Consider the following 12,376-nt stretch of genomic DNA (forward strand, 5'->3'; position numbering starts at 1 on the left):
CACCACGGAGGCTTCAAGCATTAAAAGCCGTCCGCGTTGGTGCGGTAGCCGCCGCCGGCTGAAGCGGCCATGTCTAGTGCCGCAGCGTCCATCCTGAGCGCAAATCTTGGCGGAGGTGACTCGGGCGGAATCCGGACTATCCGGTTTGCCTGACGGGCGCTCCCGGCGGCGACCAACTCAGTCGCGGGATGGCGGACTACATGGACCGCCATCCGTCCGGTTGAGGGCAGTCTTCGAGGGTGGGCGCAGGTAGAGTCTGGAGGATGATTCTCACGCGAAGCCTGACCGGTGCCTCAGAAATTGGAAGAGCTGCTCAGCCCCTCCTGCGTCCGTTGGACCTGTCAGATGCGGCCGGCCTTGCGAAGGCATACCAGCGGAACCGTGAGCACTTGGCGCCGTGGGAACCAACCCGGGCTGAGGAGTTCTTTACCGTCGCAGGCCAAACGACCGCCACCCAAGCAAAGCTGAGACTCTATGAACAGGGCGCAGAGATTCCTTGGGTGTTGACAACACCGGAGGGCATTATCGGGATGTTCACGCTCTCCGGAATCGTTCGTGGACCCTTCTTGAGTGCAAACCTCGGGTACTGGTTGGATGAGGCATGGACAGGTAAGGGCATAGCGTCAGGCGCGGTGGCCGCCGTCGTGAGTTTGGCCGCCAATGAGCTCGGTCTGCATCGTATCCAGGCCGCGACGCTGGCCCACAACACAGCGTCGCAAGCGGTGTTGAAGCGCTGTGGTTTCGAGCAAATCGGCAGGGCACCGTGTTACTTGCAGATCGCCGGAGAGTGGCAGGACCACGTTCTGTTTCAGCGGATTCTTTTCTAATCGTGAAGGTCGGAAGGGCGGCGGCTGTCCCTACCGCCACAGCCGTAGGGTACGCCAAGGGCGTAAAGCACCCCTAAAAACCCCGAAATTCCGGTGATTTTGGTCAAAAAGGCGCGGAAACACGCGGAATTTGCTGGCCATGGCAGCCCAAGCTGGTAAGTTTTCGAACAGTGGCTTGCTCGCATTCCGCTTGAAAGCTCAAAAACGTATGAGTCCAGGAGGACGTAAATGGCTAAGAACCGTAGTGAACTCGTTGCAGAGGTAGCAGGCAAGGCTGGCACCAGCCAGGCAGCAGTCAACTCCGTGCTCGATGCACTGTTCGAAGTTTTCGAGACTTCTGTCGCAGCCGGCGAAAAGATCACCATCCCGGGCTGGCTCGCAGTTGAGCGCACCGACCGTGCAGCTCGCACGGGCCGCAACCCGCAGACCGGCGAAACCATCCAGATCGCAGCCGGCCACAGCGTTAAGCTGACCGCTGGCTCCAAGCTGAAGGCTGCTGTCGCCAAGAAGAAGTAACTACTCTTCGGGCGAACGCCTTGAAGGGGCGGCAACCTGCTGGTTGCCGTCCCTTTTGCTGTTAATGCTGTTAGTTAATGCACATAGCGCCTCTTCCGATTCGCAGCCCGGCGGCAGGTAGCGGACAATGGATAAGTGCCATCAGCAAGAAGCTCCGCTACTGCCCCTTCGCCCGTTCCCAAGCCGGGAGCGCGGGGAGGCACTACAGTCGCGGGTATTTCCTTGCCATGGCAACTCGCCGGTATGGCGGTGCTGTTCGTGGCCTTGGCAGCGGCTCTCATCTTCTCCGGTGCCTCAGCTGCCCGTCAGGTTTCCGATCCCGGTGAATTGGTCCGGTGGGGCCTTCCCATCGCAAAAGCCATCCACAACGTGTCTGTGGCAACGGTGGTTGGTGGCTTGATCTTCGCCGTCGGCATCCTGCCCAAGAACCTGGGCGGATCGCGGTCCCGTGAGAAGGACGTTGACGCGCCCGAACATCCGGCCTTTGCACGGGCCTTGGCCGTTGCAGCGGCGGCCGGCGCAGCCTGGACTTTGTCCGCAGTCGCGGTCCTCGTCCTCACGTACGCAGACGTCGCGGGCCAAGGGCTCTCGGGAGACGCCGAGTTCACGCGCTCCCTGGTTTACTTCACGACAGACATCGAGACCGGCAAGGCTTGGCTCGCAGTCACGATCATCGCCGCGGTCGTCACGACTGCTCTGTTCGGTGTTCGATCTCTAACCGGTCTGGCGTTCACACTCCTGTTGGCCCTGATCGGACTGCTCCCCCCAGCCTTGATCGGTCACTCCTCCAGCTCCAGTGACCATGAAGGTGCCATTAACTCCCTAGGGCTCCACCTTGTAGGTGTGTCCACGTGGGTGGGCGGCATCATCATGCTGGCGGTCCTCTCGGGAGTCCTTACCGGTTCCAGCAGCAAGGCAACGCCCGACATCACCGAGCAGACCCTGCGCCGCTTCTCGTCGTTGGCCGGCTTCGCCTTTGTCCTGGTCTTCGCCTCGGGTGTCATCAACGCAGCTATCCGCGTTACCAACCCCACCGACCTTTTGGGCTCTGCTTACGGCCAGCTCATTCTCGCCAAGTCCTTGGCAACCCTGGTGCTGGGCGGCATCGGCTACATGCACCGCCGGTGGGTTATCCCGCAGCTCGGCAAGAACGGCTCCATGCCGGCACGCCGCGTGCTGTGGCAGCTCGTCTTGGTTGAGCTGCTGGTGATGGGCGCGACGTCGGGACTCGCCGTCGCGCTGGGGCGCTCGGCTCCGCCGCAACCCACCACGTACGCACCTGATGCCTCGCCGTCGTTTATCCTCTCCGGGTACGAGCTGCCTCCCGAGTTGACACCGGAACGCTGGCTCACGGAGTGGCGCTTCGACTGGCTCTGGGTAGGCGTCGCGCTGTTCGGCGCGGTCACCTATATCCTCGGAATCATCAAGGTCCGCAGACGTGGAGACAAGTGGTCCTGGTTCCGGGCAGCCAACTGGATCATCGGGCTCATGGTTCTTACGTACATCACCTCGGGTCCGCCCGCTGTCTATGGCCGTGTTCTGTTCTCTGCACACATGGTGGACCATATGGCTCTTACCATGGTGGCGCCCATCTTCCTTGTCCTTGGCGCCCCCGTGACCCTCGCCTTGCGAGCCTTGCCTGCCAGGGGAGAAGGTGGTCACGGCTCGCGTGGACTGCGCGAATGGCTGCTGCTGTTCGTCCGCTCGAAGTTTTCGCAGGTGGTGACGCACCCGCTGTTCGCCGCTGCCAACTTCGCGGGCTCTATCGTGCTGTTCTACTACTCGGACCTGTTCGGCCTGGCGATGCGGGAGCATGTGGGCCATGTCCTCATGAACGTGCACTTCCTGCTAACCGGTTACATCTTTGTCCTGAGCATGATCGGTAGCGATCCCCTACCTCGCCGTGCCCCTTACCCCATGCGCCTGCTCCTACTGCTGGCAACGATGGGCTTCCACGCGTTCTTCGGAGTGGCCATCATGGGCGGCACCGGGCTGCTGGCCGCCGACTACTTCGGCAACCTGGGCCGGACCTGGGGTCCATCGGCCATTGGGGACCAACAACTGGGCGGTGCCGTTGCCTGGGGCATCGGTGAGGTTCCCACTCTGCTGGTGGCAATCGGCGTGGCTGTAATGTGGTCGCGCTCGGACGAGCGGGAGACGCGACGGGTTGATCGCGCAGCCGACAGGAATAATGACGCCGATCTCAGTGCTTACAACGATATGTTTGCCCGGCTGGCTGACCGCGACGCCAAGATGGCCAACCGCACCACCCAAGCAACCAGTACGCCTCAAGCAACCACGAGGACGCAGCCGGAACGCAACAGCGCCGAACGCCCCACCATGGACTCCGCCGGGCAGACTGAACCGAACACCAAGCTGGAAGGACGCTGATGAGCGAAACCGTACGTACCCAACACCGGGTCCGGGCCTCCGAACTGGAGGGCCGCGGCTGGCTCAACACGGGCGGGAAATCCTTGGACCTCGAGTCTTTGCGCGGCAAGATCGTGCTGCTCGATTTCTGGACCTTCTGCTGCATCAACTGCCTGCACGTGCTGGACGAGTTGCGCCCCCTCGAAGAAAAGTACTCGGACGTACTGGTGACGGTGGGCGTGCACTCGCCCAAGTTCGAACACGAAGCGGATCCCGTGGCGCTTGCATCTGCCGTGGAACGCTACGAAATCCACCACCCGGTCCTGGACGATCCTGAGCTCGCGACCTGGAAGGCGTACACCGCCCGCGCATGGCCCACCCTGGTGGTGGTTGACCCCGAAGGCTACATCGTTGCCCACCTTTCCGGCGAGGGTCACGCCGATGGCCTCGCAGTCCTCCTGGAGGAACTCGTGGCCGAGCACGAAGCCAAGGGAACCCTCCACCGCGGTAACGGTCCGTATGTGGCTCCCGTCCCGACGTCGGGCACGTTGCGCTTCCCTGGAAAGGCGACCCAGCTCGCCAACGGCAACTACCTGGTAGTGGACTCCGGCCATCACCGCTTGGTGGAACTCCGTCCCGACCTTGAAACCGTGGAGCGCGTCATCGGCTCCGGCACCAAGGGGTATTTGGACGGACAGTCCGAGATTGCACAGTTCAACGAACCCCAGGGCGTGACTCTGCTGCCGTCGGAACTGGCGTGGAAGCTTGGCTACGATGCGGTGGTCGCGGACACCGTCAACCACCGCCTGCGCGGCGTTACCCTGAGCTCCGGTTACGTACAGACGCTCGCCGGTAATGGTGTCCAGCGACTGCTGGACACAGGTCCTGCCCGTGTGACGGACACCGGTGCCGGCACCTGGGCCGAACACCACGACGGCGGTCCGGCTGACTTCGCTGCCGACGCGATCGACGTCGGGGCGCTGGGTCTCGGTACCGAGGTTTCACTGTCATCACCGTGGGATGTGGTCTGGAGCGAAAAGCTGCAGCGCGTAGTCATAGCCATGGCAGGAACCCACCAGATCTTCGCCTTCGACCCCCTGGCCAACGAGGTTTCCATCCTTGCCGGCTCCGGACTCGAAGGCCTGCTGGATGGCAAGGCCGAAGAAGCCTGGTTCGCCCAGTCGTCCGGATTGGCCATCGATGGCGAAGACAACATCTGGGTAGCTGACTCGGAAACCTCGTCCTTGCGTCGCCTGGTGATCAGCGATTCCGGTGTGACGGTGGAAACCGCCGTGGGCAAGGGCCTGTTCGATTTCGGGTTCCGTGATGGCGAAGCTGCCGAAGCGCGCCTGCAGCACCCCTTGGGTGTCACGGTTCTGCCGGACAACTCTGTGGCCATCGCGGACACCTACAACGGCGCGGTTCGGCGCTATGACCCTGCCACCAAGTCTGTATCCACCTTGGCGAGGGGCCTGGCTGAGCCGAGCGACGTCGTCGTGGTCCAGGTAGAAGGCAGCGACCCCCTGCTTGTAGTGGTGGAGTCGAACAAGCACCAACTGGTTCTGGTTCCCATCCCCAAGGAAGCCCAGCAGGTGGATGAGGGAGCATCGCAGACGCACCGTCCAAAGAGCCCGGTAACCCCCGGGGCCCTTGAGCTCGCAGTGCGCTTCACGGCTCCTACCGGCCAGAAGCTGGACGACCGTTGGGGTGACCCCACGCAGCTGAAGATCTCGTCCACGCCGCCGGAGCTGTTGGTCTCCGGTGGTGGCACTTCCGTGGGTTTGTTGCGCACCCTTGAGCTGTCTGCCGATGTTCCCGAGGGCATCCTGCACATCACTGCCCGAGCGGCAGCCTGCGATGGCCCCGAGACCGAAGACGGCGAAATCCCGGATCACGCAGCGTGCCATCTCTACCAGCAGGACTGGGGCATCCCGGTAGTCCTGCAGGCCGACGGTGAGTCCGAACTGATACTGGACCTGCGCGGCATGGACTAAGCCTTACCAGCCGGACTGGCCCGGGTTTGACTCCTCAGGGGGTTGGCCCGGGCCTTTTCGTGCCATCGGACGGTTCAAAAGAGGGCCAGCCCAGTCCGGTGGTTTGTCCACATAGCCTGATTCGGCACTGCCGGCCCGTCGGCGGAAACAGCAGGCTGGGGTGATGAAGCCAGAGGATGCCTTGCGACATTTGGGCGGTGTCGCCATGACCCGGAAACTACGGGCTCGGGGCGTCAGCGAATCAGCAATTCGCTCCGCAGTGCGGAGGGGAAGTATTCAGCGCGTCGAGCGTGGAGTTCTGGGCCTTCCCGGGGCGGATCCGGTCCTTGTGGCTGCAGTCATGTCGAAATCGCTGTTGACCTGCGCATCAGCAGCAAGCCGCTATGGCTTGTGGTTGCTGCATAAACCCGCCGAGCCCCACTATTGGCAGAGCAACGGGCGGCGCACGGAAGGGTGCACCAGTCATCGGCTGGCCCTGTCCCAACCGCGGCCGAGCGAGCCGTATGTCGCACTTCCCGATGTGCTTCTGCATGCCCTTTTCTGCCTCCCTCCGCTGGAAGCGCTGGTGATGGTTGAAAGCGCCTACATCCGTGGGGACATCACCCTTGATTACCTGGATCGCTACTTACTGGGCAACCGTGCCGGGCAGGCCCGCGGCGTTCTGGCCAAAGTGGACAGGGGCGCGGGTTCGCTGCTGGAAACCCTGGCCCGCGTTCTTTTCCGTGACGTTGGCATCCGCACTGAGACCCAGGTTTGGATCGAGGGCATAGGGACCGTCGATTTTCTCCTGGAGGGATTCCTCATCATCGAACTCGACGGCATTGCATTCCATCTGGATCCACGCCAATTCAAGAAGGACCGTCGGCGCGACAACGAGGCAATTCGCAAGGGATTGCTTGTATTGAGGTTCTTCTACGACGACGTCGTGTATGAGCCGGACAAAATGCTCCGGCAAGTGCGGGAGGTCCTTCTCCAGGGGCCGGCTCGCCTGTGGTCGAACTAGCCCGGTTTAGGGCTGATTTGTTGCTGGGGAGGGCGTTGATCGCTGTCCTGGCTCATGAAAACCGGGCCAGTCCAGCGCGGGTTAGAACGTGAGCATGGGGGTGACCGTCACGGTGTCGCCCCCCACGTCCAGCTGGGTGGTGAAGCTGAAGTCGTGCTCCACGCTGAGGTCGTTCACGAGTCCGGTGAAAAGGTTGATCTCCCGGGCGGTCAGTGTGGCCTTGCCGTTGAGGGGCGCCACAACCCACTTGCCGCCGAACGGCTCGATGGTGATCTTGGGGTACTCGGTGATCTCCCACTTGATGGTTCCGTCCACCACGCGGGCATTGCTGGCGTGATAGAACGGGCAATCGGGCTGCAGGCGCTGCTGCTCGGTTGCCTGGGCGGCACAAGTGTCCAGGAATTCCCGGACCTTGCCGGCCACGGCTTCGTTCATGGCATTGGTGGACCGTGTCTGTAGGTTCAGGGGTGCCGTGCCGCCGTCGCGGGTTGAAACAAGGGCCGATGCCGGAGGGGCTTCAAAGTAGGTGCCGTTGAGGCTGGCCTCGTACTTGCCGGGGAAGAACACCGCAAAATTGTTGCGGCCGTTGGGCATGTTTACGGGTACGCCGTTGAGGGTGGCCTCGCTGGCGTTGACCACGGTGACTTCGATGGTGGGAAGCGTGGTGGGCACAAACGCCCATTTAGCGAAGAACAGCCACTGGGTCCCGGTCCGCTCCATGAGGAATTCCGTATGGAGGCGGCTCCCATCAAGGGAGTAGTCCACCGGCACGGCCATCCGGTTGCTGCTCCGGGGTTCCGGGTTTCCCACCTTGACATCAGACATTTTGGAAGCTGCCGTTTGCAGGGCTGTGCCATCCAGCATGGCCGGGTTCGCGCTTGGCACTTTGGCGCGCAGCAGACCTAATGCTGCTTCACCTTCACCCTTCTGCAGGGCCTCCAGATATTCCTTGACAGGCTGTTGAGGACTGGCCACGGAGGAGCTCACCAGGTTGATGGATACGATGGCTCCGGCGGCAGCAAGCATCAGACCGAGCAGCCATCCGGCTGCGGTCTTGACGAACGCTTGACTCAACTGCACGCCCTTTACGTTACCTGCCAAGGCTGCGATCACTGTGCAGGAAGTCCCCGTTACGACTTATGTCCACCGACTGGAGAAGGCTCGACGTCGGGCGGCAGCGCGCGCTGCCGCCACCGGCGTCGTGGTTCCGGTGGCGAAACAGGACTAGCGGCGACGCCGCGAGGACGTGCCGAAGACCCCACGCATGAGGTCGCGGCCGAGCTGGGTTCCCATGGATCGGACCATGCTCTTGAGCCCGCCACCCAGTGCTCCGCCGAGGGCGCCGGCGATGTCGCCAAGCATGCCGTCTTGAGGGGACTGGGAGGACGGCGCAGGAGCGGGAGGCGAGGACGGTGCAGGGAAAGACTCAGGCGAGGAGGAGCGCGAACTTGGACGGCCCAGGATTTCTTCCTCGATGCGGCGTGCTTCGGCGTCAATGTCGGCCTGGGAATTACCGGAGCCGCCGGAGGCCCCGGAAGAAGAGGGCACCGGCGGCAACCCGGGGGCGGCGTCTCCCGTGGGAGCGGCTGCCTGCCCATTGAGTTTCTCGTAGGCGGAGAGATTATCCACGGCCGTGCCGTACTTGACCAGCAGTGAGGATGCCGCCACGGTGCTGCGAATGAGCTCGTCAGCGCTGGGGCCCATCACGGATTCCGGGGCACGGAGCCGCGTCAAGGCAACGGGGGTGGGAGCACCTTTCTCGTTCATCACGGTGATGACGGCCTCACCGATGCCTGCGGATGTGAGGGTCTCCTCGAGGTCGTAATCGCTCACGGGGAACGTGGACACCGTGGCCTTCAATGCCTTGGCGTCCTCCGGGGTGAAAGCACGGAGCGCGTGCTGCACACGGTTGGCCAGCTGCCCGAGGACGTCGGCGGGAACATCCTTGGGTGTCTGGGTAACGAAGAAGATGCCCACACCCTTGGAACGGATGAGCCTGACCGTGGTGGTGATGGCTTCGAGGAAGGCCTTGGATGCACCGTTGAACAGCAGATGGGCCTCATCCAGGAAGAAGACGAGCTTGGGTTTGTCAAGGTCGCCGGCTTCGGGCAGGTCCTCGAACAGGTCTGCCAGGAGCCACATCAGGAAGGTGGAGAACAGCAGCGGCTTGGTCTGCAGTGTGGGCAGTTCAAGGCAGCTGATGACGCCACGTCCGTCCGGCGCCGTACGGAGGAGCTCCGCAGTATCGAACTCGGGCTCGCCGAAGAACTTCTCCATACCCTGGGCTTCCAACGTCACCAGTTCGCGCAGGATCACGCCGGCCGTTGCCTTGGACAGCCCGCCAAGGTTCGCCAGCTCGGCCTTACCCTCATCGGAGGTGAGGAATTGGATGACAGCGCGGAGGTCCTTGAGGTCGATCAGTTCCAGGTTGTTCTTGTCCGCGAAGTGGAAGATCAGTTGGAGGCTGGATTCCTGGGTGTCATTGAGGTCCATGATGCGGGAGAGCAGGATGGGACCGAACGAGGTAATGGTGGCGCGCACGGGAATGCCTTGGCCGTCACCGCCAAGCGATAGGAACTCCACAGGGAAGTTCTTGGCCTCCCACTGCTGACCCAGCGCAGAGGTACGGGCCGTCAGCTTCTCGCTCGCCGTGGCTGGGGTCGCCAATCCTGACAGATCACCCTTGATGTCCGCGAGGAAAACCGGGACACCCGCCGTCGAAAGCTGCTCGGCAATCATGTGTAGCGTGACCGTCTTGCCGGTGCCCGTGGCTCCAGCCACCAGTCCGTGCCGGTTCATCATGGCCAGCGGGAGCCGGACTTGGGCCTCTTTGTGGATTTCGCCGTCAACAATCGCGGCACCCAGCTCGATGGTGGCACCCTCCAGGGTGTACCCCTGCTGGATGGTGGCGAGTTTTTCGGCAGTTGTTGCGGTGGGTTTCTTGGCCATGCGCATAGCTTAGCTGTGCACGGCAAGATCCTTGCTGAACGCCAAATGCTTGATTACTTCCGGGTCTGCAGCGAGATCGAACAGGGCTGTGTAGCCCGTGGCGAGGTAGAGGTTTTTTGCCTCCGGCTGGCGCGGGCCAGTGGTGAGGTACAGCTTCCGGTAGCCCCGGCGTCGAGCTTCATTTTCCAGTTCTGCCAAAACCAGCCTGGCCAAGCCGCGACGACGGTGCGACGAATGCGTCCAGATCCGCTTCAGTTCGGCGGTGTGCTGGTCGTAGCGGCGGAACGCGCCCCCAGCCACGGACACGCCGTTCTCCTGAACGATGATCAACGCACCGTGCGGGGCTTCGAATTCCTCGGCCGGGTAGCGGTTCAGTTCCTCCGCGGCCCCTTCACTGCTGAACAGGTCCCCGTAGCGGGTGTTGTATTCGACGGCGAGCTCGTCCAGGAGCGGGCGGACGCGCGGATCGCGCATGGGCAGTCTGAGGACGGTAAGGCCCGACGTCGGCAGGGTGGGCGTTGTGGTCATGTCAGGCCTTTCGTAGGGCGTCGGTCAGCTGGGGGGTGGCGGCAACCGTGGACAGGATCCGGCGTGCGAGGGCATCGTTTTCGCGGAAGGGTGCTGCGTTGGTGTTGGGACGGGCAAACGCCCCCGCGCCCCAACCGGACGTCCACGGGCCCACCGCGAACAGACCCTTCTGAGGAGTAGCAACAGGGGACAGGACTTCATGATTCCCGGAGACCAGGAGTTTGCCGGTGGAGTGGGCGCCCTCGGAGGTGAGGAGCCTTTGTTCGGTGCCCCAACCGGCGTGGTGCAGGTCAGCCAAGGCAGGATTCGCCGAACGTTCCACCGATGCAGCGGGCAGCCGCGCCTCAATGTACGCGGACGCATCCACCACCACGGGCGATTGGAACGTCCCCGCCACAAAGCGGCCAACGGAGTCGTCGGCGCGGACCCACATACCGGGGCCGAGGAACTTCAGCAACCCGGCCCTGTGCAGTGCGAGCATCTCACGCAAGCGGTGGGCGGGCGGTCCGGAGTCCACAAAGCTGAAGAAGCCGTGCCACCAGCCATGGATGGTCTGCTGCGAGCGTGCGTTGAGCCGCTCTTGTGGGACCAGGCGACCCAAGTCCATGTACACAAACAACAAGGCGGTGAACAGGGCGAGGGTTTCGGAATGGTCCGGGCTGGTCCGGAGGTTCAGGTCGTTCTGGATGTAGGCGGCCACGGAGCGCTGAACAGTCTCATGGTCGGCGAAAGCGCAACCGCTCAGGGGGTGGTCGATCTTTTCGAGGTCCAGGCGCAGGGCAGGATCCGGCACGGAATACGCCACCAACTCTTCCCTGGCGGGGCTGTACCAATCAACGGCGTCGAACCTGGCCTCGAAGCTGGCCCACGTTCCCAACACCCGCCACGGATAGCCCGTGAACAGCTCCCGGTAGTAGGCGTAGCCGGCGTCCTTGGCGATCAGAGGCCATAGGTGCGCGCGGAAATCCAGTTCCTGATGCTCGGCGAGCAGGGCGTCGATAGCGGAGGAAGTGAAGTACCGCGGCTTGGAGATCGGCTCGCCTCGGAGGGTGGAGGAGATCTTGGAGTGGTACGGCACACCGCGTCGTGACCCTGCCCAGACCCGCGGTTCGGCGCCGGACGGCACATACTCGAGTTCGCCGTCGGGCCCTTCTTCGAAACGGCCGCCGCGGCCCTCGAACAACAGCACCATCAGGTCCACGAAGGCGAGCCCCATGCCGGAGACGATCACGTCCTGCCCGGCTTCAATGGCGGAGTAGTCCACGTCGGTGGTGTACGACGGCGGCGCATGGAACCCGCCGTGCCGGGCAGCGAATTCACTGAGCCTGGCTGATTCGGGATCCGGCAAGGAATCGGTGTGTCCCAAGGCGTAAACCACGACGTCGGCAACCACCTCGGTACCCGAAGCGAGCCGCACGCGGTGGGTGGCGTCGTCATGGCTGGCGTCGTCCGAAGAGCGCTCGACGCCGGTGGCCGTGTCGCGATGTACGGTCACGGTCACATCCGGGCCCAGTGAGGACACGGCCCTGCGGAAGAACCACTCGAGGTACTTGCTCTGCAGCTGCCGGGTGGGGAAGGACGCGGGCGTCAAAGCGCGGAGCTGGGCGAGGAGGTGCGGTTCCAAAGCAGGGACGTCGCGGATGCTGCCGTCAAGGACCCCCGAGGCCCAGGTGGACAGCCCGGGTCCATCAACCGAGGGTCCGTCGCAAGCAACCGATGCATCCGTGAACATGGTGACGTCCGCAGCAGTGGAGTTCAACAGCAGCCCGGGATCCTGGTCATAGCGCCAGATCCTCCCGGAACCGGGTTCATGGGGTTCGATCACATGGATGTGCAGGGGACCTCCGAAAAGTTCGGGGCGGTTGGCTGCAAGCCGTTCGAGGACGCCGGCCGTGCGCGGGCCGCCGCCGATGAAGGCGATCGCGGGTACTCGTGACGGCATGGGATCTCCTGAAAAGCAGTGGTTGGTGATGCCAATCTAGGGACGAAGCAGGCTGCCGGTCGAGGCGGCGGTAACCGCCGTTCACCACACGTCATGGAACGTTAAGGCGCGCAAAATCCCGACTCATTCAACGGTTCGGGAAGGGAATTGTGACGCTGCGCGAAGTCCCGAGAAGCCGCGCGAAGTCCAGTGAAGAAGTGCAAATTCCCGCCTTGCTGCCGGGTTTCGCGCGGCCCTAGATTGGCAG

The 12,376-nt window shown here is 63.1% G+C and carries 9 protein-coding genes; 5 read left to right on the forward strand and 4 right to left on the reverse strand.

Features of this window, described 5'->3' with window-relative positions; translation table 11 throughout:
• Positions 1–263: 263 nt before the first annotated feature.
• The 5 genes from ACLRGI_RS20330 to ACLRGI_RS20350 all read left to right on the forward strand — a co-directional run bounded on the left by ACLRGI_RS20330 (position 264) and on the right by ACLRGI_RS20350 (position 6,710).
• Positions 264–827 (forward strand): GNAT family N-acetyltransferase, encoded by a 564-nt coding sequence (locus tag ACLRGI_RS20330; protein ID WP_419203272.1) that lies wholly within the window; start codon positions 264–266, stop codon positions 825–827.
• A gap of 228 nt (positions 828–1,055) precedes the next feature.
• A complete protein-coding gene (locus ACLRGI_RS20335; protein ID WP_011776355.1) occupies positions 1,056–1,343 on the forward strand; it encodes an HU family DNA-binding protein in 288 nt (95 codons plus the stop codon).
• 243 nt (positions 1,344–1,586) lie between these two features.
• Positions 1,587–3,734 carry a bifunctional copper resistance protein CopD/cytochrome c oxidase assembly protein gene (locus tag ACLRGI_RS20340; RefSeq protein WP_419203309.1) on the forward strand — a complete coding sequence of 716 codons (2,148 nt, stop codon included), beginning with the start codon at positions 1,587–1,589 and terminating at the stop codon, positions 3,732–3,734.
• Positions 3,734–5,707, forward strand: coding sequence for an NHL domain-containing thioredoxin family protein (locus ACLRGI_RS20345; protein WP_419203274.1), 1,974 nt, complete (start codon positions 3,734–3,736; stop codon positions 5,705–5,707). The genes ACLRGI_RS20340 and ACLRGI_RS20345 overlap by 1 nt, the downstream gene beginning before the upstream one ends.
• A gap of 163 nt (positions 5,708–5,870) precedes the next feature.
• Positions 5,871–6,710, forward strand: coding sequence for a DUF559 domain-containing protein (locus ACLRGI_RS20350; protein ID WP_419203275.1), 840 nt, complete (start codon positions 5,871–5,873; stop codon positions 6,708–6,710).
• Positions 6,711–6,791: 81 nt separating this feature from the next.
• On the opposite strand, the gene ACLRGI_RS20355 is transcribed toward ACLRGI_RS20350, so the two are convergent.
• From ACLRGI_RS20355 to ACLRGI_RS20370, 4 genes are all read right to left on the reverse strand, one after another.
• Positions 6,792–7,820 (reverse strand): hypothetical protein, encoded by a 1,029-nt coding sequence (locus ACLRGI_RS20355; protein WP_419203310.1) that lies wholly within the window; start codon positions 7,818–7,820, stop codon positions 6,792–6,794.
• 114 nt (positions 7,821–7,934) lie between these two features.
• Positions 7,935–9,665 (reverse strand): helicase HerA-like domain-containing protein, encoded by a 1,731-nt coding sequence (locus ACLRGI_RS20360; protein WP_419203276.1) that lies wholly within the window; start codon positions 9,663–9,665, stop codon positions 7,935–7,937.
• Between the two features lie 3 nt (positions 9,666–9,668).
• Positions 9,669–10,187, reverse strand: a complete 519-nt coding sequence (locus ACLRGI_RS20365; RefSeq protein WP_419203277.1) for a GNAT family N-acetyltransferase — start codon at positions 10,185–10,187, stop codon at positions 9,669–9,671.
• A gap of 1 nt (position 10,188) precedes the next feature.
• A complete protein-coding gene (locus tag ACLRGI_RS20370) occupies positions 10,189–12,129 on the reverse strand; it encodes an FAD/NAD(P)-binding protein (RefSeq protein WP_419203278.1) in 1,941 nt (646 codons plus the stop codon).
• Positions 12,130–12,376 lie beyond the last annotated feature (247 nt).

The organism is Paenarthrobacter sp. PPS72 (genome assembly GCF_048537125.1).
Taxonomy (GTDB): Bacteria; Actinomycetota; Actinomycetes; order Actinomycetales; family Micrococcaceae; genus Arthrobacter; species Arthrobacter nitroguajacolicus_E.